Genomic DNA, 23,951 nt, shown 5'->3' with positions numbered 1-23,951 from the left:
CTTGGAGAGTTTGTAAGAGTTGCCCGTTGCGATTCCACAACTTCACCGTCTTGTCAGCACTGGCAGAGGCAATGGTTTCACCGTCGGGGCTAAATGCCACGCCCAAAATCGAACTGCTATGACCTTGGAGAGTTTGTAAGAGTTGCCCGTTGCGATTCCACAGCTTTACCGTCTTGTCAGCACTGGCAGAGGCAATGGTTTTACCGTCGAGGCTAAATGCCACGTCCCTAAGTGAATCGCCATGACCTTGGAGAGTTTGTAAGAGTTGCCCGTTGCGATTCCACAACTTCACCATGTTATCCCAACTGGCAGAGGCAATGGTTTCACCGTCGGGGCTAAATGCCACGCTATTAGCCGCATTGCTGCTCACTTGGAGAGTTTGTAAGAGTTGCCCGTTGCGATTCCACAACTTCACCGTCTTGTCAGCACTGGCAGAGGCAATGGTTTCACCGTCGGGGCTAAATGCCACGCCCAAAACCGAATCGCTATGACCTTGGAGAGTTTGTAAGAGTTGCCCGTTGCGATTCCACAGCTTAACCGTGTTGTCATCACTGGCAGAGGCAATGGTTTCACCGTCGGGGCTAAATGCCACGCTCCAAACCCAATCGCTATGACCTTGGAGAGTTTGTAAGAGTTGCCCGTTGCGATTCCACAACTTCACCGTCTTGTCAGCACTGGCAGAGGCAATGGTTTCACCGTCGGGGCTAAATGCCACGCCCAAAACCGAATCGCTATGACCTTGGAGAGTTTGTAAGAGTTGCCCGTTGCGATTCCACAGCTTAACCGTGTTGTCATCACTGGCAGAGGCAATGGTTTCACCGTCGGGGCTAAATGCCACGTCCCTAACTGAATAGGTAATAATTTGACCGTCGGAACCCACGTCCCTATCCGAATCGCTATTACCTTGGAGAGTTTGTAAGAGTTGCCCGTTGCGATTCCATAGTTTCACCGTGTTGTCATCACTGGCAGAGGCAATGGTTTTACCGTCGGGGCTAAATGCCACGTCCCTAAATGAATCGCTATCACCTTGGAGAGTTTGTAAGAGTTGCCCGTTGCGATTCCACAGTTTCACCGTCTTATCACCACTGGCAGAGGCAATAGTTTCACCGTCGGGGCTAAATGCCACGCCCAAAATCGAACTGCTATGACCTTGAAGAGTTTGTAAGAGTTGCCCGTTGAGATTCCACAACTTCACCGTCTTGTCATCACTGGCAGAGGCAATGGTTTCACCGTCGGGGCTAAATGCCACGCCCAAAACCGAACTGCTATGACCTTGGAGAGTTTGTAAGAATTGCCCGTTGCGGTTCCACAACTTCACCGTCTTGTCATCACTTGCAGAGGCAATGGTTTCACCGTCAGGGCTAAATGCCACGCTAGAAACCCTACTGCTATGATCTTCTAGTCTGTTACGTTCTTTGACTCCATAAATTACTTGCTGGAGTGTGGCTACGGCCAAAACGCGGGTATCTGGTTCTACATTTTTATTTAATGTTTTGAGTTGTTTACCTACCCTCAAGCCTTCTACCAAAGCATCAAGTTCTAAATTTGCTGCCATCAGGTTTTGTGATTTTAAGCTTTGGGCGAGAATTTCGGTATTTATCCGACTTTTATCCGCATCTGCTTTAGCGGCAGTTACTTCCTGTTCTTTTACCTTTGCAAAATCTCGTTGCTTTTCAGCCTCTACCTGTCTGTCCTTAGCTAATTGTTCAGCAGTTTTTGTTTTATCAAGCGCGTTTGCTAACTTTTTTCCCCTTTCTTCAGCTAATTGTTGTGCAGACTTTGCTTGCTTCTCTTCTCTTTTAGCTCTTTCACTTTGCTGATTAGCAATGCGCCTTTGCTTTTCTGCCTCCTGGCGCTGTTCCTCTGCTTTTTTCTGCTGTGTTCGCACTTTTTTAGCTTCTTGAGTTGCGTTATTGCGTTGAGTTTCTGCTTCTAGACGCTGTTGTTCTTCTCTATCGCGGGCATCTTGGACAATCAGACGTTGGTCATTCACATACACAGCCACTCCCGTCATTAAAAGTGAAAATACTAGCAGTACCGCCGCCACATAAGGTAGTGCAGGTTTAAACTGTTCCCACCTATCCCGCAAGTTAAAGGGCAAATGTTTATTAATCCATTTGTAATCAAACACTTGCCGATAGATTTCATTCCGCACCCGCAAAACATTATTTTCCCGCCGCACCACCCCCGATAGCTTCAAGTGAGATTTAGCTAAAGACTGTTCCTCATCCACAATCGCCCGCTTACCCCAGCGAATCTGGCGGTAAATCGTCAAAACCTCCGGGTCTGGTGAGCGTTTGGTGAGCATATCGCGGACAAACTGCAAGTTATTGTCTTGCTCACTCATTGCGCCAAAAAATGTGCTGTTAACTATTTTGTCTATATACCTATTCTCCAAAGACGCGATGAATCGCGTCTCTACAAATCCGTGGCTCTTTGCTAACAAGGCACCACAGAGACGCTGCGTTAAATATGGGTGTCCGCCTGTCCACTTCAACACCTGGCGTAATACCTGGTTGGCTTCATTGCTGGGTAATTGCAATCCGTCAGCTAGAGGTAAAGCTTCCTCAAAGGTAAAATCAGTTAAATCTACACGCTGTCCAATATTAAAAGGTGTGCGCTTGGCATCGCGGATTAAATCGCCGGGAGTCGCTACGCCCATTAAGACAAAAGAAAGCTGCTCAAATTCAGGATTAGTCGCACGAGCAACATAGAGATAACGAATGGCGATAAAAAAATCATCCGTAAAATCCAGGCTGAGGGTAGAGTCAATTTCATCGACAAAAATCACAACTTGCCCCTCAACCTCAGCCAGCAAAACCTTCTCAAAAAACTGTGTCAGCCGTTGCGATACTCCCAGATGTTTGTGTTCTTGCCACCAACTCACCACATTTGTATCAAACATAAGTTGGTCTTCCAGTTCGACCAAAAAGCCTAAATACCACTGTTCGGCTGTGACATTTTCCCCCAATTTTTGGAGGTCAACAATTACTGAGCTAATCCCCTCCTCTCTTAATGTTTCTGCCGTGCGTACCATCAGGCTAGACTTGCCCATTTGGCGCGGCGTTAGCACATAAGCGAAAGTTGCCGACCGACATAAACCGAGCAATTCCTTATCAGCTTGGCGGGGAATGTAAATGCCACCGCCAGCTTGCACAGTCCCGCCAACAGTGTAAATGTTTGGATTAGCCACGCAGATGCTCCCGGAAATAATCAGTGTAAAGTTGACAACGGGGAAACACTACACGCCCTTCCCGGCGCACTAAACCTGCACCCCGCAAGCGAAAAAACATGCGCTCATCTACACAGGTGTTCTGGTGAATTATTTGGAACATACCCTGAACCAACTCCTGTTTGTTATGCAACCGGAAGAGGTGGTTACGCAAATGATTGCCAAAGGGGCCATTATCTGCGATCGCATTGGCAAATAATTCGGTAGGATAGAGGCGATCGCTAGCAACTGAGTAAAGTGCAAGCCTTACTAAATAAGGATGTCCACCGAGCAACGCTATTAATTGCTTTTCTTCGCTGGCGTTGAAGGGTGAACCATGACGGCGGTTTAAATCAGCAACCTGTGCTGCTGTAAAATCTTCCAAATCAATTACTAGCCCAACATTAAAGGGGGATTGGTTGAGATTATCAATTAGCTGGTAGGGTTCGGTGGAAGTAACCAGCGCTAAATCCAATTGCTTCCAGATGGGAGTGGTGGCGCGGCTATTGTGCCAGCTTCGCAGCATTCCAAAGAAATCAGAGCGAAAATCTGTATCAAAGACCCTTTCAACTTCATCCATCGCTAAAACAATGGGGTTGCCAAACTCCTTCAGCAAATAGCGGCCGACATAGCGAGTGCAACGCTGACTATTGCCCAAAGGCATATTCCAATACTCATCAACTTTATCTGTCATTTCCAGTTCATCGGTTAACCAAGTACAGAACTGGCGAAAGAAAAGGTCAGCATTAGTTAAGGCGGCTTTATCAAACAATTGGAAATCCAGCAAAGCAACCCGCTTACCTGCATTCACAGCAGTATGAATTGTGCGGATTAACAGCGAACTTTTGCCCATTTGCCGGGGGCCTTTAATTGTAATTGTCACACCCTGCCGCTCAATAGTCTGCAAGGTAAGTGCATCAGATGAGCGTTCCACGTAAAAAGCAGATTGCGATTCCATTGTTCCTTCCGGCATTTCCAGCGAGACGGGCTGTGCTGAAGGAAAGGGATGGGGTAGGGGTGATGGCTGACTCTTCTGGAGTAAATCTGCTTTCGATTTTTCTTCACTGATAGCCAATGCACCGCCAGAGACAGCTTGCAACAACTCTGCAATCAGGCGTGGCGTATCTTCTGCATCTTTCCAGAACGCCCAATTAATCCCATTTAAGTAAGCACTCAAGGGATACAAGAACGGTTCTTGATACGCCAGACGCACCGGGAGAATTATCGGGCGTCCTGATTGTGATTTTGCCAAGTGGTGTGCTGTCTCTATTTCTGCCACCACCATCTCGCTGCTGGTTGACAAGGCTGAAAGAAAAGTAATCAGAAAATCAGCTTGGCGGATTTCTGCTTCAATACATTCAGCCCAGCGTGTGCCGACAGACATGGTTTGGTCGATAAAAACTTTGTGCTGCTGCGATAGCGCCTGGAAGACTTGTAGCGCTACCGGTTCATCGGGGCTAGCATTACGCTTGTAGCTGATGAAGATGCGTTTAGTCTGTGAGTTTAACATTACTATTTGTCTTCCTTCAGCTTTTTGAGTGGAAAAGCTTTTCTAGTTGCGAGTCAATCTTGTACAGAAGTTGGATAATTCTGTACTTCGTCATCCAAGGGCGATTTTTGCCTATTTTGAAGATTAGCTGAACAAATTAGGATTTTATTCACAGCGCTATCAATTAGTTACACTCTACTACAGCGCAGTTGCAGGCAATTACCGACTGCACAAAAAAATCGTTCACGCAGCTAAAAGACTCGTTAATGGAGTGCAAAGACTCGTTAATGGAGTGCAAAGACTCGTTAATGGAGTGCAAAGACTCATTAATGGAGTTCAAAGCCTCATTAATGGAGTGCAAAGACTCATTAATGGAGTTCAAAGCCTCATTAATGGAGTGCAAAGACTCATTAATGGAGTTCAAAGGCTCATTAATGGAGTTCAAAGGCTCATTAATGGAGTTCAAAGGCTCATTAATGAAGTTCAAAGACTTATTAGAGATAACGATAAGCTGTTCCACATTTAAATTGCATAATTACGGCGGGCAAGATGCCCACCCCACAAGAGTTATATAAATTTTAGATATGCAAGCTAGATGTGGTTGAGCTTATAAAAATAATGTAGAGACGTAGCACTGCTACGTCTCTACAAAGGTTCTGGATAACGCATATTTAATTTGTAGAGATATCTATGAATAGAATTCAAGGGAATTAAACCCCATCTCAAACGCAAACAAAGCCTGCGTAGACAGGCTTTGTTTGCTAGCGCCAGACTATAAATCTGTGGACGCTTTGATATTTTTGCAACAGATTAAAAGACTAATTTCAATCAACGTTTCTGACTGCTCCCTTCACTGCATCGCCTGCATCTTCAGCTGTGCGCTTGACATTTTTACCAGCATCTTCAGCCCCACGCTTCACATTTTTTGTCACGTCTTCGGTAGCATTCTGGGTATTACCCTTGATATTTTCAATTCCTCGCTGAGTCCCCTTTACAAGACCTTCGCGCAATTCATCAGCGGAACTGCCGATATCTTCACCCAGGTTTTTTACTCTTTCACCAAGGGGTGTCCCTTGCTGAAAATTCCTGCCATATTGCTCTCGACTGTCAACTCCCTTCTGATCGATATTTTTTTGAGCATTTTTTACTAGCGCCTTAGCTCTGTCATTAGCTGCCTTTTCATCTATCGCTCTAGGATCTACATCACTGAAGTTATTCATCCCACCAGCAGGAGAATTTAGAGGATAATCTTTAGTGGAATCAGAACGCTCGACATTAGGTGCTTGATAACCAGGCTGTGGTGGTTGTGCTGCTACTCCTGGAGCACCACAAGCCTGAGTCAAAAATAGGAATATCCCTGCTAAAAAAACAGTTAAAACTTTCAAAGGACGAATATTTTTCAGCCAAGTCATTGCTTTTTTCATAGTTCTAACTCCTTGCATTTTTGTGATTAGTTAAATTTCAACCAAGATGGCATTTGGAATTACTTTTGTATCCCAAGCATTCAGAAAAATAATAACTTCCATTAATCATATTAATAATTAAATAAGTTTTGCCTCTAGCGCAAGTCACATTTTAACTAGTACAAAAGGAATAATTTTATCTAACTCTAGGGAGATATAAACTAAAATAATATGGTTGTTGGAAAAGAGCTACATCAACCTGTTTGATACTTCAAAAGCTTTGGATATATAGCTGATGTCCCACAATATTTGAGTATTTAGCCTTTGTTGCTACACCATTAAATGACTAAATTCATGAAGCAATTTTTACGCTGGATAATTTTGGGAGGGACGCTGTTTTTTTTAGGAAAAGCTCTGAAGGATAATTGGATTGAAGTAACTGCTATCCATATTGATGGGGTAGGATGGGCAATTATGGCGATCGCTACAGGGGTAACTTTACTAGCTCATACTTGGGCAGGCTGGATCTGGACTTGGATTCTTCAAGAGTTAAATCAACCTGTATCATCTCCCCAATTCATCCAAGTTTACCTAAAAACGAACATCGCTAAATATTTACCAGGTAATATCTGGCATCACTATGGGCGAATTATCGCCGCCAAAAATGCCAATATTCCTACTGGTGCAGCCACCTTAAGCGTTTTACTAGAACCCCTACTTATGCTAGCGGCTGCTTTAATCATCATTGTCCTATGTAGTAGCCAGTTTGCAGCAGCGAATACCACCCTTATTATACAAGTACTACAATTTCTCAGTTTAGCTGTAGTCCTTGGTGCGATTCATCCCTGGTTTTTGAACCCGGTTATTCGTTTTTTGTATAAATTAAAAGCAAAAAAGTCTGCTGCTACCACTGAACCAATTGTTCCCTTCAGTGTTAAAAGTTACCCTTTACGCCCTTTGTTAGGAGAAGTGGGCTTTATGGGACTACGCGCCACTGGATTTATACTAACTATGTTTGCCTTGGGTTCGTTGAATGCGAATCAAATTCCTTTGTTATTAGGGGCTTTTAGTTGCGCTTGGTTGTTGGGATTCGTTATACCGGGTGCGCCTGGGGGATTAGGTGTGTTTGAAGCGACTGCGTATGAACTTTTACGACACCACTTTCCAGCTGCCTTAGTATTTAGTGCGATCGCTCTATATCGCCTCATTAGTATTCTAGCTGAAACTGTGGGTGCTGCTCTTGCTTGGTTAGATGAACGCCTTGCAAAATAATGAATCAGGAAAAACTCATTTTTGTCTATCTACTTTCATCTGTGAAAACACACGATAACTATCCAGATTTAATTGCTGATTACTGCTTGGCTCTTCTTCTTCCATCTTAATCAAGTTATATTCTACATTTTCTGCATAAATAGCGAACGTGATATTAAAAATCTCGATAAAATTTATTACCCCTTTGCATTCCTCTTCGGAATAGTTTTCGTAAAAACGAATCAGATGAGCAATCCGAGTTTCCAAATGTCTCCGGGAATTTCTACAAATCAAAATAATCTTTAATAACATAATTACCAAAGTTAGAGCATGACCTTGATTAATTAATAAGATAAATAATTGTGAAGGCTCTTTAGCATTTTCTGTTGTAAAGTAATCAATCACTCGATTACAGGTTCTCAAGAAAAATTCTTTAGTGATAATTTCTTGATTATGATCCGTCTTCCATAAGGATAAACTATGTGCAAACTGCTGCCGCCAAGTCTCGACTGATTTTTGGTTTTCTACAGAAAGAAATAGATATTTTTCTAGGTTTATTTTAAATTCTTTCAGAGTTTGATTTTCAGTCTGCTTAATAAATATATGGGCAATATTATCATGACTAAATACGCCTCTTTTTAACACAATTGCTTTTATTAAGCGCAGAGCTTGGTCTCCTAAAATACTAGGATTTTTATAGCGTGTTGTGCTTGAGACGGCAGATTGAGAACGAGCAATATACATTGCGAGTTCAAACTTAAATTTCTCTTTTATCTGTTTAGAAAGCCTCCTAGCAGCCTCTTGTTGCTCTTTAGGGTTTTTATTATTAACAGATTGATCGATCAATAAATAGGAAGTGTAGCGATTAGCCCAATGACCTTTAGATGATTCTTCGTACTTAGTAGCAAATAATTTCAGATCCTTGTAATCTTTGCTATTGGCAAAATTCTCTAACCAGATTTTACAAGTTTTTACTACTGGAGGATTATTATCCTTAATTTTCAGATTTTCATGAACAAATAAATTCACTAAGTTTTGGATATATTTGTCTTTTCGATTAGTTTTCCAATTATTAACTATGATGTAGCAGCACCGCTTAAGTGTATTATATAATTCTTGTTCATGGTCATCTAAAAAAACACTATATATTCCAGGTATGTAATCGGAATATTCGGAATCAAGACCGTCTATAAATAAACCTTTGAATTCACGTAAAACATCCTCTGGTGGCAATTTCTTGACAATTTCCACAAAGAAGCTATAAACCTCTTCTTGGGCAGTTTGCACATCTAGTTGACTAGAGTTAGACGTAGCACAATGGGGATTTTCCTGAGTAATCGATAAACGATTAGCGGTCATTTCAGTTATCAGGACAAAAAGGCTTCCTGTTCATATTATTACCAGCTTAACCTTGGTGAACAGGAGCATCAATCTATTCTTCAGAAATTCAGTCATCTTTTTACATAAATTTGATTAAATAGGACTATAAATAAAGTATTAAAGATAAATTGTTTAATACTTCATCAAATAGTTCAGTGAAATTACTTATTTATAACCAGAAAAGACCATACATAATATGAGTGGGTTTATCTATAGATTTAGATACAACCCGCCCATACCTTCTATCGATGTGACTTTACCCATAACTTTGCCGCACCTGGAAGCATAACTTTGCCGGTGAACAATAGCCTAAACTGGATTACCAGTCTAACCAAAGTACTGGCGATGACAGTGAGGACAATTTTGCACAAGAAGATGTTGATGTAGTAAACTACCCCAACTTACCGAGTACGGTTGAAGTTGGAGCTTCTGTAGTAGCCGATCTGGAGGGGTTAGGTGCATTTGATCCCATGCCATTTCAGATCATCGCTTGTGGTGTCGGTTCACTCCCCAGGATTATCGCCGCAGCTTCGAGCACTTGAGTGTTGTTCATCGCTTCGCTTAGGTTTTTCAATATCAGTATTTAAGAACTTCTACATTGAGAAAGATAGAGAACTAAATTTTCCTTAACTAAAAAATATCTGCTGGATCTGCCGAGCGTAGTTTATTCATAGCTAACAGTCCGGAAACTGTAGACATTAAAATTGTTGAGATTAAAATAATTAATATATTATTGAACCTCATTATCATTGGTAAATTGGTACTTTTTGCTATGAAGCTGTAGATACATGAAGAAATAATAAAACCTGGAATGTAACCCAATAATGCTAATATTAAAGCCTGTTTAAATACTACATTTAGTAAATATTTATTAGTATATCCAATAGCTTTTAAAGTAGCATAGGCAGTTATTTGAGTTGAAATATTACTATAAAGAATTTGATAGACAATGACTATACCAATAATAAAACACATTACGAGCATAATGTTAAATATAAAACCAATAGGTGTTCTTGTAGCCCAATACTTTTTCTCAAAGTTTTGAAACTCTTGTTTGGTAAATATTAAGACATCATTACCTAAATTGTTTCGTAGATTGGTCAAAACTTTTTGTGGCTCGACACCAGAATCCAGAATTATCACACCTACATCGATCATTTCTGAAGTTCGGTTATTTTGAAATATTCTGAGGAAAGTTGAGTCACTGACAATTAAATTACCATCTACTCCAAAAGAAGGCCCCAAGCTGAATAAACCACCGATTTTAACTCGATAACCTTTAACTGCGTTAAAAGCAAATATTTCGACTATTTGCTCAGTATTTTCTGATTGAAATTTTTCAGCAACTGGGCCAAATTCTGGTCGAGATTTTTGGTCAAATAGTACCACATCAGGAATTTTAATTTTATCTAAATTACTCTCAAGTTCTGGTAAATTAAGAGCTATTCTCCCTGGTTCAACACCAATCAGATAAATAGAGTATTTTTCCCCGTTTACTGGATTCTTAAATTTAGCAAAACCCAAATACATCGGACTGATTGACTTGACACCATTAAATCCTAAAGCTTGATATAAACGAGTACGAGAAAAGCTTTGATTGGAAGTCAAGGATTTATATTGAGAACTAACTAAAAATAAATCTCCTTGGAGACTATGATGTACACGGATAGCACTTGAATAAAGAGCATCTTGGAAACCAAGTTGTGTAAACATCAAAATTACAATAAAAGTAATGCCAGCCACAGCTGCTAAAAAGCGAACTTTGTTTTGGGCTAGTTGTAGCCAAGCTAAAGGAATTTTAAAATTCATAAATCCCGGTTGTAATTATTTTAACTAACCTGAGGATGGCAATTATATTTGAATGGCTACATCTACTTGTAAGTTGGTTAAACTTGCAACCTGTTGATTGTCCTCTGGATTATCTATGCGGATTTTCACCTCAATTACTCTCCGGTCTGTGTCTACCCCTGGATTAAGACTTAAAACACTCTGTTTGCTAACTTGTAAACCAATCTCGCTCACTACTCCCCGTAATTTTCCAGTAAATGTAGTACTGCTGATGCTGGCTTTTTGACCTACACGCACTTTTTTGATATCAGTTTGATAAACTTCCGCCACAACATACATGTGAGACGTTTCACCTATATCAACAATTCCTGAATTGCCAATCGTTTCTCCTGTTTTGGTATGAACTTTTAAAATTCTTCCATTTATAGGAGATTTAACATAAGTTAAATCTCGTTCTACTTTTGCTTGTGTAATTGCAGTCATGGCACTTTCGACTTCGGCTTGTGCCACCTGAACATCTACATCACGCACTTCGCTAAGACTTACCAATCTGGCTTTTGCTTCTTTTATCTGGTCGTTAAGAGTATTCATACTCTTGTTTAAGTTTTCTTTAGCTTCTGTTAGTTGTTGTTGTACTGTCTGAAGTTCTAAATGCTTGCTATCTGCAATAGAAGCTGAAATAGCACCTTCTGTATATAACTGCTGATAACGATTATTCTCGGTTTGAGCGTTGTTGAATTGAGCTTGTAAGCGGGCAATTGTTGCTTGTTGAGTGGTAACTTCTCCTTTTAATTGAGTTTCTAAACGGGTCACTACTGCTTTTTGAGCCTCAATGTCTGCCGATTTTGCTCCGGCTTTAACCTGCGCTAGTTTAGCTCTAGCAACTTTAACTTTGTCTTGTGCCTGTTGCAGTGCCGCTGTCGCTTTAGCATAATCTTGGAGGAATGCCACTATTTGCCCTGCCCGAACTCTGCTTCCTTCTTTTACCAGCAGTTTTTCTACTCTGTTACCTGAGAGTGAACTGGGGGCAGATAATTGAGTCACTTCGCCTTGAGGCTCTAGATGTCCCAGGGCAGTAATCGCAACTATGACAGGAGCTGCTTTATCGGATTTTAATGGGTGAGTCTGAATATTAGACCGATATTGTGAAAAAACGTAGACAGATGAGAGTCCTATGGCTAATGCGATAAAAGCTGCCGAAATTATTCGCCATCGACCTGAAGATTTTTCAAGTAATCGGCTTTCTTTGTCTGCTGCCATATTTTCATCCTAATCTTACTACGCTAATGTGGCTGCGATCGCCCTTATATATGTATCTATAAGCATTAATCCTCAAAATAACACCAACTAGTCCTAGTTTTTTTCAACACAACCTATTACTCCGAACATTACCCATTACCCCATGACTTAAGAACCGAAACTGACAAGAAGTTGCCGCTTACCTCGAAACGGCCAGCGTCCATGTCCAAATCGGAAGTTATCAAGAAACAAAACATCTCCTTGCTGCCAGTTGAACACAATAGTTTCAGCGATGACAGCATCCCATATTGCTTCAATATCCTTGCGTGTAAAAGGAGTACCATTGCCAAGGGTACAATCTATAGAAATCTTCCCAGCACTATATAACTTTTCCAAAAATAGAAGTACTGGGAGCATCTTGCTGCTTAATCTTAGTAGTAATGGGCTAGAAGCTCCAACTATAAGCTTAAGGATTGAAGATCCTCTCCTTTTCTCTGACTTAACAGATAATACTAAATCACCCAAAAATTCCAGTGGTGTAATGCGTATTATGTGTTCATTTCTTAAGGAGTGAAAGCTAGTAATTAGATTAAACCAAACCTCTTCCCGTGTGTGTGGATGGCGACGAATACCCTCTACGTTGCTAATCATCACCATGATATCGCCTTCCCAAGTACAGTTCCAACCCCCTGCCTTGCATCTTTCTTCGGCAATACTAGGATTTTCAGTTTCAAAAGTTTCAATCCAACCTCTTAAGTAATCATTACTTTCTTTTGGTATGCGTCGGATATAGCGAACACCGTGAGTACGTATGGTATCCACAAGTTGATTTGGGAGGCGTTGCAAAACACGCCGACAGTCGCAGATTAGTGTTTGTCCCCCTACCTCTGCTTTTTCTAAACAGAAAAAAAGTATTCGTTCAGGAGACTTATGAGAGGACGCAGCTTCATTGTGAATAGGAAGGCTGACTGCTGGAGGGTATTCACTTGCAGTGTATACTAAGTCTTTCACTGGCTTGCGAACTACAAAGCTACCTATATGATCCCTTGGGGTAGTGATTAAATGTGCTGCGACATCTGCAAAATCTTCAGCAGTTTTCAACGGAAAACCCCGCAGTAAAACCGCTCCATGCTCTGCAAATCTTGAGTTGATTTGATTGACAGCATCTTTGTTTAAGAAATCCTCGCCAATCTCTTCAAAATTTAGTTGAAATGGAATATTAGTGGTTGTCATGTCTATATTGGTGGTTTTTACAAGGTAATCTTTTATTCCAAAGATTTAAGAGGTTGTTTGAAAAGTCCTCTTCTCGGTAAAAAAACGTTCTAAATCCCCCTAAATCCACGCCAGTTGCTCATGGGGGAAACCCCCAAGACCGCACTGGCTCCCCTTAAGAAGGGGGACTTTAATTCCAGTTCCCCCCTTTTTAAGCTACGGTGTATACACAAGTCTTTGAGAGTTGCCTCACAGCGTTTAGATCCCCCCTAACCCCCCTTAAAAAAGGGGGGAACCAGAGTCAAAGTCCCCCTTTTTAAGGGGGATTTAGGGGGATCTTCAACGATTTTGGTTTTACACAAAGATGTGTGTACACCGTAGCCTTTTTAAGGGGGGTTAGGGGGGATCAATAAGTGCCTAAAATCACAGCTAACTACTTTTCAAACAACCTCTAAGAAAAGGAATTAACCCAGTCTGGCAGAAATTTTCTACCAGTTCCAAAAACCATTATTGCTAATACTACCCATTACCCCATGACTTAAGAACCTAAACTGACAAGAACTTTCCGCTTACCTCGAAACGGCTTGCGTCCATGTCCAAATCGGAAGTTATCAAGAAACAAAACATCTCCTTGCTGCCAGTTGAACACAATAGTTTCAGCGATGACAGCATCCCATATTGCTTCAATATCCTTGCGTGTAAAAGGAGTACCATTGCCAAGAGTACAATTCCAATGGATATTACCGGGAGTGTACCACTTTTGGAAAAATAAAAGTAATGGAAGTATCTTGTTCCCTAATTTTATTACTAATGGACTAGAAGTTCTCGCTATAAACCTAAGAATTGGAGATGCTTCCATTTTATCTGAATTGACAGATGCTACTATATCACCAAGAAATTCCTGTGGTGTAATCCGCAGTGAGTGTTCATGTCTTGAAGAGTGATAGCTAGAAATTTGATTAACCCAAAGTTCTTCCCCTGTGTGTGGATGGCGACGAATACCTTCTACAGTGTTAGTAATCACCATGATATCGCCTTCCCAAGTACAGTTAAAATTCATTGCCTTGCACCTTTCTTCGGCAATACGGGTATCTTCAGTTTTGAAAGCTTGACTCCAACCTTTTAAGTAACTTCCACTTTCTTTTGGTAAGCGTCGGATATAGCGAACGCCGTGAGTACGTATGGCATCCACAAGTTGATTTGGTAGCCGTTTCAAAACACCCCGACAGTCACAGATTGGTGTCTGTCCCCCTACCTCTGCTTTTTCTAAACAGAAAAAAAGTATGCGCTCAGGAGGGTTATCGGTATATCCCATTTCGTTGTGAATAGGAAAGGTGATTGCTGGAGGAAATTCACTTGAATTGTATACTAAGCCTTTTATTGGTTCGCGAGCTATAGTACCACCCATGTAATCCGTTGGCGTAGTGACCAGCTGTGCTGCAACATCTGCAAAATCTTCAGCAGTTTTTAATGGAAAACCTCGCAGTAAAACGGCTCCATGCTCTGCAAATCTTGAGTTGATTTTACTGACAGCATCTTTATTTAAGAAATCCTTGCCAATCTCTTCAAAATCTAGTTGGAATGGAACAGTAATGCTTGTCATGTGTATATTTGTGGTTTTTACAAGGTAATCTTTTATTACTACAAACCTTGAATTATTCACGCCGCTCTACTTAGTTGGAAAGTTGAAAAAAGGTAAAAAGCTGATTTTAAAACCAATATTTTTTCTACCACCTGCCTTTTTTTACTAGTGTAATGTTCTCCTATAACTCTTTTTAGAAAGAGTCTTGTGTCAACTAATTGACAAAGAAAGAAGTGATGATATCTCCTCAGATATTGCTTGTAAAAGCAGCTGTTGAGATCTGTGCAAAAATAAATGATTGCCGCTTAACATTTGCAGCTGAAACTTGCTGCGAGTTTGTTCGTGCCAAGCCGAAAGTAAATCTTCAGTTATCACGTTGTCTTGCATTCCTCCAAACACAGAAATAGGACAATTTAGTGGCTCTTCCTCTATATAGCTGTATTTTTCAGCCAACAAAGTTACTTCTTTTAAAATCAGTGGTAACAATTCCAACAGTTCTGTATTGTCACGATACAGTTGGGGTAAATCGTTGATAGATACTCCTTTGACTGACTCAAATTCAGGGAGCTTCTCAACAGAAGGATGTAAATAGGGTATCTGAGGAGCTTGTGAAGCACCAACGAACAAGTGAGCAGGAGTTTTACTATTTTCGCGGCGCAACTGACGGGCGAGTTCAAAGCTGACCAATGCTCCTAGACTGTGACCATAGAAAGCGAATGGTTTGTCTAGATAAGGAACCAGAACTTCTACCAAGATTTTGACAACAGAGGTTAGCTCGTCGAATGACTGTTTGCCCAAAAAGTCTTTACTTCCGGGAAGCTTAACGGCACAAACTTCTACACTTGAGGGTAAGCAATCTGACCAAGGAAGAAATTCTGAGGTACTCCCCCCAAGGTATGGGAAGCAGAACAGACGCAAGCGGGCATCTGGATTTGGTTCGGGGAAAACGAGCCAATCACTTGAAACTGCGGTAACTGAAGAAGGTAATTCTGTCTGGGAAGTTCCCATCAGTTGGTCAACTAGCTCTGCTGCTAGTTGCGAAATACTAGGGCCCTGCACTAGTTTCATTGTGGGTACACTCACACCCAAAACGCTCTCAATTCGGTTACTCAGTTCTACTCCCATTAAGGAGTCAAGTCCCAGATTTGTCAGCGGTTTTTGACTATCCAATTTAGCAGGAGAAGTTCCCAATACCAGAGCTACGAGTTCTCGCAGGTGAGATTCCAAAATTTGCAAGCGCTCTGTTGGTTGGGCTGTCATCAGGTCGTCTAAGAGCAAATCTCCTTTGCTGTTGCGCCTGTCCGCCTTTGGTAGAAGAGCTGCTTCGTTGACTAGCTGAGAAAATCGCGCTGATGCGCCGGCTGGGTAAATCTCGCTCAACCGCTGCCAGTTAAAAGGTGTTATTCCTGTCTGCACTGCCTCAACACGGAGTAATTGTCCTAATATCTGTAGTGCTTGGTGCGATCGCAAACCTTTCATTCCCATCTGGTCTAAATACTGACCGATTACAGTGTTATCAGCGACATAACCAACATCAGCAATCGCACCCCAGTTGACGGTCAAGGCTGGCAGTCCTAAAGCGCGGCGGTGATGTGCCAGGGTATCAAGAAAAGTATTAGCGGCTACATAATTCCCCTGTCCGGCATTTCCAATAATGGAACTAAAGGAGGAAAATGACACGAAGAAATCTAAGGTTGCGTTCAAGGTATGGGTGTGCAAGTTCCAAGCTCCCATAGCCTTGGGTGCGATCGCTTTTGCTAAACGTTCCTGGTTGAGATCGAGCAGGAGAGCATCGTCCAGAACCATTGCTGCATGAATAATTCCTCGCAACGGCGGCATAGACTGGCTAATGTTTGCCAGAACACTCTTCACTTCCTCTTCGTGTGACACGTCTGCTTTCGCTACTACCACACGAACATCTGCTGACTCCAATGTTTTTACCGCTTCCTTTGCTGCTGAGGAGTCAGCACCACTACGACCCATCAGCACTAAGTGCCGCGCCCCCCCTTTCACCAACCACTGAGCCACTGCTAAACCAAACCCACCTAGTCCACCAGTAATTAAGTAAGTTGCGTCTGGGTGAAAAGTGACTGTTGCTTGAGATGAGGGAGCTACCGTTACATCTGGCTCTTGCAACGATATGACAATCTTGCCGATGTGCTTGGCTTGCGCCATGTAGCGGAAGGCGCTTACTACCCTGGATATTGGGAAGACTCTGTGGGGAAGCGGATGAAAGGTTTTTGCCTCAAAATATTCTATGACTTCACGGAATAAGGAGCCAGCAAAATCAGGGCGATCGCGTAACAGTTTGTCCAAATCTACCGCAAAGAAGGACAAATTATTTTGAAAAGGTCGCAGACCCAGTTTATTGTTCTGCTCGATATCGCGCTTGCCGATTTCTATAAAACGTCCATAAGCTCCCAGCACAGAGAGGCTCTTAGGGATAGCCTCTCCTGCCAAAGAGTTGAGGACAATATCTACACCTTTACCGCCAGTGATTTCCATCACCTGGGAGGCAAAGGCGGTGGAGCGAGAATCCATTACATGTTCTACGCCAAGCGATCGCAAAAATTCCCGTTTTTCTGGACTACCTGCCGTCGCAAAAATCTCTGCACCCACTGTCTGGGCAATTTGGATGGCAGCAAGACCCACACCACCTGCTGCTGCATGGATGAGAACCCGTTCGCCCTTACAGAGCCGCCCCAAATAGTGCAAGGCGTAGTAAGCAGTCAGAAAAGTCACAGGGATTGTGGCGGCTTCTTCAAAACTAAGATGCGTCGGCTTATGCACTACAGCACGGGCATCTGTCGTTGTATGCGTACTAAAGCTGTGAGGCGCACAAGCAATAACTTCATCACCGATCTTAAACCCTTCAACGTCAGAGCCAATGGCGGTAATGATTCCGGTACATTCTATACCAAGCGATCGCCCGGAGAAAGTCCCCTCCAAACTAGCATCATTTAACAAATTTATTGTCTTGGCAACATCCTTGAAGTTCAAACCTGTGGCGCAAACCTGAATTTCCACCTCTCCCGTCCCCGGTTTTGAGAGCGCCATCGCCCGCAGTTGCAAGTTATCTAAGACTCCTGGTGCAGAGATTTCCAAACGGAAGGGTTCTCGATTTTGTGCCAGAGATTTTGATTTTTGAATCAAATCTGCTGGCGATAACCGGATTAACCGATTTACATAGCGCTGCTTACCCCGCAAGGCGATTTCATCTTCTTTATCGTCTGCCAGCAACTCTTCTATGAGAGACTGAATCTCCTCTGGGGCAATAACAGGACTCAAATCCACGCGAGTGCAGCGAAGATTGGGATGTTCATTGTTAATGACTCGACCCAAACCCCACAAAGGAGATTGGGCAACCGAGAGGGATTTTAAACCTCCTACTGTCTGGGTAGAGTTCGTCACCAAAAATAGACGGAGAGAATCCGGCCAATTGACTTTAGCCAACGCCCCAAGCAAATGCAGTCCGCCCAAACAGCTGTTTGTTAAAGTTGATTCTAGGGTAGCTGCTGTCATTTTCTCACTTGGAGGTGTGTCTAGACTCCACAGATAAACTACGCCACGACAGGCAGGCTGATTTGCATCAACAGCTTCTAGGAGTAGCTGCATATCTTCTGCGTATTCCGGGCGAATTTGGAAGCTATCTGCATCAAGGCGCTTGAAGTCACTTCCAGGCTCTATCAGAATCGGGATTTGTTGGTGTTGTTTGAGTTGTTCTGCTAGCTGTTGCCCGACTCCAGAATTGTCAGCAAAAATTAACCAAGTTCCTGAATTTTCAGGCTTTAGAGGAATCACTGATGAGGGCTGAACTTCTTGTTTAAGCTTTGGACTAGTAGCCAGAATAACGGTTTGGAGAGACTTATCTGTATCTGCAATGCTAGCAACTTCCGCAAACCCGACATCTTTTAGCAAATCTTGCCACTGAGCCTCAGAAAGCAAAGGATGCGATCGCCGCAGTTGGACATCAGTAAATGACCACCAGCTGTTGAGCAATCCAAATACTAAATCCTGCCAATAGTCATCGGCTGTCAGTTCGAGTAAAACCAGCAACCCTCCAGAAGCGAGAAGCTGTTTGACATTTTCCAGGGTTTGACGAAGGTCACGAGTCGCGTGCAGTGCGTCTGATACTAGAATCAGATCGAATGAATGCGGCTGGAATCCTTGGGCGATTATATCCGCCTCAATATCCAAAACTTGGTACTTAACGAAGGGATAATCGTGAAACTTCTGCTCGGCAGAGATTGTCAACTGTGGGGTAATGTCAGTAAATACATATTCTGTTCGATGTCGTGAAAGCTTTGGAAGAACATAGGATGTCAGCGAACCTGTACCTGCGCCAATTTCTAAAATCCGCACTGTTCGTCCTTCTGGTAAACGTTCCAGCGCCATAGCGATCGCTTTCTCAACCAGCAGGTTATAGATCCGATAACTAGGTGAATCTTGGTACAGATGCTCAGATGTTGTCACAGAACTTTCAGGGAAAATCAATTGTAGCGGTTCGACTTCCCCAATCAATACCGAAGCTAACTTTTGACCGCACCGCCCTAACAACGTCAGTTCCGCTTGATAAGCAGGAAATTTCGCTAAAAGTGCTTTCCAAACCTCAATAGGTTGCTTCATTTCTGGTAGACGGCAAACCTCCCACTGGTCATCTACTCGACGCAGCACGCCTTCTTCAGCCAGTATTTCTAATAATCGACCCAAAAGTTGCCGATGCTGGGACACCACACCTAAATGTTCTGCAAGAGTTTCCGCGCTTATACAAGTATGGAATTTCGGCTTCCACCCAAGTTGCTCGAAAGCTTTGAGAATGTAAACAGCACATAAACCATCCATTTGTGGCTTTACCTGCTCGTAGTACTGCTTCCTTCCTAATTGCACGCTCAATTGAGCTGCTTGAGATTGGAGTTTCTGAGCGATTTGCATTGGCTCTAGCAGATAATCAGGGGTGGGGCGAACTAACTCTTGATTAGGACGTGCCTTCATCTCCCATTGGTATTCGTAGAAGTAATCTGCTTTTTCTAAACTTTCCTGCTTACTCTCCACAGACTGGCAGACTAATCCGATAAATTCTACTAGTACATTTCCTGCATCATCGATTAGTAGGATATCTCCTTTGAGACGGGTGGCGCTTTGCTCAACTAGGCGGGCATAGCTCCACATTTGCAGCCCTGGACGACCATAAACTTTCACTTGGTCTATCTGTACTGGTAGGTAAGTCACTTGAATACAAACAGTGGCGAAGGACACCTGAAAACAAGCATCAAGCATAGCCGGGTGTAACTGGTATTCCTCGACTTCTGTCTGCAAAGCATTACTCACCTGAATTCGAGCCAACGCTTCACCTTCGCCATTCCAAAGCTGCTCAATTCCTTGAAAACAAGGGCCATATTCGAGTTTTATTTCCTGGAATTGTCGGTATAGATCGCTTTTGAAAATTTCGTTGGGACAACGACTCTTAATTTCATCCAACACAACCTGCTTAGAGACAAAGCCATTTTCAACGCGAGTTAGCTTACCTGTGGCGTGTCGAACCCACTCTGATTGGCTACCTTTGACATTGCTGTTAATCTCGAAGGATGTTTGGTTTGACTCCAGACTTAACTGAAGTCTTGACACCCCACTTTTTGGTAGGAAGAGAGCTTTTTGAAATTCAATTTCCTCTACAATATAAGCTCCCTCTGGGAAGATTTCTTTCCCAGCAGCCAAAGCCATTTCGACATAAGCTGCGGCAGGATAAACCACAGTTCCTTGAACACGATGGTCATCAAGATAACTGAGGCGATGCTTGTCAATCTCTGTATCCCATATCGGTTGACTTGATTTGAGACGGCTTCCTAAAAGGGGGTGGACTTGTTGTCCCAACATTAAGCGGTCAGGAATTGTTCCAATCCGTACTCCCATCGTTTCTTCAGACTCGTTCCAATAGCGCTCTCGCTGCCAGGGATAAGAAGGCAGGCGCACGAAACGGCCTTGCGGATATAGCTTGTACCAATCAACTGGGTATCCGAGAGTGTAGAGTTTGCCAAATGACGAGAGCATTGTGGGGCGTTCTGGTTCAAAGCGCCGCAGACTTTGCAGCACTTTTCCAGATATCCCAGCTAAATCTTGACATTCAGAGATGGAATTAGCGAGAACTGGATGAGCGCTGATTTCGACAAAGGTATTGTAACCTGCTTGAATCAGGGAAGCGATCGCCCCTGCAAAAAGCACTGGCCCCCTCATGTTTAGACCCCAGTAGATGCCATCCAACTCTGAACCGTCTACCTGCTTGCTCGTAACGGTAGAGAACAAGGGAATTGTGGCTGTTTGGGGCTTGATTTCTTGCAATGATTGTGCTAACTCTGGCTTTAATGGCTCCATGAGGGGACTGTGATAAGGCACCTCAACTTGCAGGAATCGGCAGAAAATTTGTTTTTGCTCCAAAGATTTGGCAATTTCTGACAAAGCGGCGCTATCCCCAGCCAAGGTGACGGCACTGGGACTGTTAACCACTGCAATACAAACACAACTCTGGTATCCTAATTCTGCTAATACCCGCTCGGCTTTCTCTTGAGACAGCCCAACAGCTAGCATTGTCCCTTTCCCAGATGCCTTGGCTTGAGTGCGGCTGCGGTGGAAAATCACCCGCACGGCATCTTCTAGACTTAGAACTCCAGCAACGTGGGCGGCTGCAACTTCGCCAACACTGTGACCTACGATCGCTTGGGGCGTAATGCCCCAGGAACGCCACAAAGCAGCTAAAGCAATTTGTATGGCAAAGATGGAACACTGAGCGATTTGGGTAGAGTTGATGCGGCTCGTCTCTTCTGATGCTAAGAGTTCTGACAACAATGACCAATCAGTATATTGCTGCAACAATTCATCGCACTGTTCTATGACCTCTCGGAATACCGGTTCTGACTCCAACAACTCACGTCCCATTGCCCACCACTGGGCTCCCATACCGGAAAAAACAAAAGCCAGTTTGGGTTCAAATCTTGGAGCTAGATAACCAGAAGAGAGACCTGGACGGTTTTCTCCCGCCAGAAATGCTTCCAGATTTTCTACCAGTCCTTCCAAGGAATTCGCAACCAAGGCCAACCGATGATCGTGATGATCTCGGCGATTACTGGCAGTGTAGCAGATGTCCCATAATGAAATATCAGAACTCGAATCGACAGTTGTTAAAAAGTCATGGGTTACTTGTGCAACAGCCACAAGAGCTTCTGGACTTTTTGCCGATAGGGGCAATAGCAGACCAAGATAACCCCACTCTGAATTGGGTATATCTGTTACACCCGGATTTCTCACCACATCTCTCAAAGTCTTTTGCTCTTGAGCAGGAGAGCAGGGGAGCAGGGGAGCAGGGGAGCAGGGGAGCAGGGGAGCAGAGGAGAGTTCAATGTGCCTTGTTCTTTCCCCTCTGCCCCTCTGCCCCTCTGCCCCTCTGCCCCTCTGCCCCTCAATGTGAGAAATGCGGGTTACAGCATCCGTTGCTAATCCTGATAAAAGAACGTGGGCATTCGTTCCCCCAAATCCAAAGGAATTCACGCCGGCGATGCGCGGCCCATTTTCGTTTGGCCAAGGCTCAAGGGTGGTAGGCATCCGTAACCCCAATTTCTCAAAAGGGATTTTAGGATTCGGTGTCTGAAAATGCAGATGTGGCGGAATCTGGCAATGCTTAATTGCTAGGGCTGTTTTAATTAAACCTGCAATTCCCGATGCTATTTCCAAATGTCCAATGTTGGTTTTAACTGAACCAACAGTACAATAGTCTCCCGGAGTCCGATTTTTACCCAGTACGTTTCCTAAAGCGATCGCTTCTATCGGATCGCCTACTGGTGTGCCTGTGCCGTGAGCTTCAACATACTGTATCTGTTCTGGCGATATCCCCGCTAGACGGCAAGCTTCTTGGAGTGCTGCTTCTTGGGACTGTCCGTTAGGAACTGCGATCCCCTTGGTTTGACCGTCTTGGTTAACTACACTGCTGAGAATCACCGCATAAATTGGGTCTTGATCTGCTTGCGCTTGAGATAAAGGCTTCAAGACAACAATACCAGCTCCTTCGGCGCGGACATAACCATTAGCTCGCGCATCAAAGGTAAAGCAACGCCCATCAGGAGAAAGCATTGATGCCTTAGAAAATCCTATGCTTACTGCTGGTCCGAGTATCGCATTCACGCCTCCTGCTATTCCTAGCACAGACTCTCCATTCCAGATACTTTGACAGGCAAGATGAACTGCAACCAGCGACGAAGAGCAGGCTGTGTCAACAGTCATACTTGGCCCTTTGAGGTTCAATATGTAGGAAATGCGGTTAGCCGTGATACAGTGAACGTTGCCTAAGCTTGTGTAAGCGTTAATGGAGTCGCGATCGCACCCTTGGATGTTCAGATAATCGCTAGTTGATATTCCAATAAACACCCCTGTCTTCGAGTCACTAAGGCGATCGCCGATCAGCCCTGCGTCTTCCAGCGCCTCCCAGGCTACCTCCAGCGTCAATCGTTGCTGCGGGTCCATGCGTGAGGCTTCTCGCCGAAAAATCCCGAAAAATTGGGCATCAAACTCGTCTATATTATCTACAAAGCCGCCCCAGCGGGTTCGCATTTTGCCTGGTTTTGTTATATCTGGGTCATAAAATTTATTTACATTCCAGCGTGACTCTGGCACTTCGGTAATAGCATCCACGCCCGAAGCCAGCAGTTTCCAGAAAGCTTCTGGACTATTAGCACTGCCTGGAAAACGGCAGCCTATACCGATAATGGCTATAGGTTCTGTTATCTTACCACTGTCTGCACTTTCAAAGTCGGTAGTTTCTTTTGAAGTTTGCGGCTTAAAAGATTGCACATTCTGAGTCATAATAGATTTATTCTTAAAATAATAATTTCATTCTGGCGTTGCATAATTAAGTGATGAACTGTCCTCATTGTGCATCTCACCCATATTCGTAAGAACGGGCATCGATGTGATAAACAAATTTATATTTGCGTGTTATGCGAACGCCAATTTACAAAATCACATTCAAAACGAAGTTATTCAGATAAAATTAAGAAACAATGTTTGACAATGTACTTTATTAATAGATATCATCGTTGCTATTTCGACTAAATTAATGCTGTGATTTGTTTTAAAAATATGCAATGACAGTTAATAAAATTACTTAATTATTTTGTTGAGCAGCCCACTATATATTTTCTAAATTAAGTTGCTTTATAGTTTACATCTGCAATTGCGAATTAGAAAGAAGCAAATTGGAGATGACTTGTATAATTGGATATTCATTATCTAATAAGCATCAACTTACAGCTTATCAACAAGATAGTCAAGGGTTAGTACAAAAGATCCTACTAAACCTACTTTTCCCACTTTTCCTACTTTACCTAATAAGCGATACTGTAGCTAAATATA

The 23,951-nt window shown here is 43.1% G+C and carries 11 protein-coding genes; 2 read left to right on the top strand and 9 right to left on the bottom strand.

From position 1 onward, the window contains the following. A partial coding sequence (locus ACM0OX_RS18700) for an AAA-like domain-containing protein (protein ID WP_414516560.1) occupies positions 1–3,193 on the bottom strand: 3,193 nt, incomplete at its 3' end. Then, a complete protein-coding gene (locus tag ACM0OX_RS18695; protein ID WP_414516559.1) occupies positions 3,186–4,721 on the bottom strand; it encodes an AAA-like domain-containing protein in 1,536 nt (511 codons plus the stop codon). The genes ACM0OX_RS18700 and ACM0OX_RS18695, both read right to left, overlap by 8 nt. A 250-nt stretch (positions 4,722–4,971) precedes the next feature. Here ACM0OX_RS18695 and ACM0OX_RS18690 point away from each other — a divergent pair, with 250 nt between their 5' ends. Beyond that, positions 4,972–5,226 (top strand): hypothetical protein, encoded by a 255-nt coding sequence (locus tag ACM0OX_RS18690; protein ID WP_414516558.1) that lies wholly within the window; start codon positions 4,972–4,974, stop codon positions 5,224–5,226. A 298-nt stretch (positions 5,227–5,524) separates the two neighbouring features. Here ACM0OX_RS18690 and ACM0OX_RS18685 read toward each other — a convergent pair whose 3' ends face one another. Beyond that, positions 5,525–6,124, bottom strand: a complete 600-nt coding sequence (locus ACM0OX_RS18685) for a hypothetical protein (RefSeq protein WP_414516557.1) — start codon at positions 6,122–6,124, stop codon at positions 5,525–5,527. A 333-nt stretch (positions 6,125–6,457) separates the two neighbouring features. Here ACM0OX_RS18685 and ACM0OX_RS18680 point away from each other — a divergent pair, with 333 nt between their 5' ends. Further along, positions 6,458–7,375 carry a lysylphosphatidylglycerol synthase domain-containing protein gene (locus ACM0OX_RS18680; protein ID WP_414516556.1) on the top strand — a complete coding sequence of 306 codons (918 nt, stop codon included), beginning with the start codon at positions 6,458–6,460 and terminating at the stop codon, positions 7,373–7,375. 15 nt (positions 7,376–7,390) lie between these two features. Here ACM0OX_RS18680 and ACM0OX_RS18675 read toward each other — a convergent pair whose 3' ends face one another. The 6 genes from ACM0OX_RS18675 to ACM0OX_RS18650 all read right to left on the bottom strand — a co-directional run bounded on the left by ACM0OX_RS18675 (position 7,391) and on the right by ACM0OX_RS18650 (position 23,402). Continuing rightward, a complete protein-coding gene (locus tag ACM0OX_RS18675; RefSeq protein ID WP_414516555.1) occupies positions 7,391–8,713 on the bottom strand; it encodes a hypothetical protein in 1,323 nt (440 codons plus the stop codon). A gap of 651 nt (positions 8,714–9,364) precedes the next feature. Further along, positions 9,365–10,543: an ABC transporter permease DevC gene (gene devC, locus ACM0OX_RS18670; RefSeq protein WP_414516554.1), complete on the bottom strand. Its 1,179-nt coding sequence runs from the start codon at positions 10,541–10,543 to the stop codon at positions 9,365–9,367. A 42-nt stretch (positions 10,544–10,585) separates the two neighbouring features. After that, positions 10,586–11,782 (bottom strand): ABC exporter membrane fusion protein, encoded by a 1,197-nt coding sequence (locus ACM0OX_RS18665; protein ID WP_414516553.1) that lies wholly within the window; start codon positions 11,780–11,782, stop codon positions 10,586–10,588. A 147-nt stretch (positions 11,783–11,929) separates the two neighbouring features. Then, on the bottom strand, positions 11,930–12,994 hold the full coding sequence (locus ACM0OX_RS18660; protein WP_414516552.1) for a TauD/TfdA family dioxygenase: 1,065 nt from the start codon (positions 12,992–12,994) through the stop codon (positions 11,930–11,932). A 517-nt stretch (positions 12,995–13,511) separates the two neighbouring features. Then, positions 13,512–14,576 (bottom strand): TauD/TfdA family dioxygenase, encoded by a 1,065-nt coding sequence (locus ACM0OX_RS18655; RefSeq protein ID WP_414516551.1) that lies wholly within the window; start codon positions 14,574–14,576, stop codon positions 13,512–13,514. Positions 14,577–14,765: 189 nt separating this feature from the next. Beyond that, on the bottom strand, positions 14,766–23,402 hold the full coding sequence (locus ACM0OX_RS18650; RefSeq protein ID WP_414516550.1) for an SDR family NAD(P)-dependent oxidoreductase: 8,637 nt from the start codon (positions 23,400–23,402) through the stop codon (positions 14,766–14,768). Positions 23,403–23,951: the final 549 nt, after the last annotated feature.

This window comes from Nostoc sp. PCC 9305, from assembly GCF_963920915.1.
GTDB lineage: Bacteria > Cyanobacteriota > Cyanobacteriia > Cyanobacteriales > Nostocaceae > Nostoc.
This window is presented reverse-complemented; position numbering and strand designations above follow the sequence as displayed.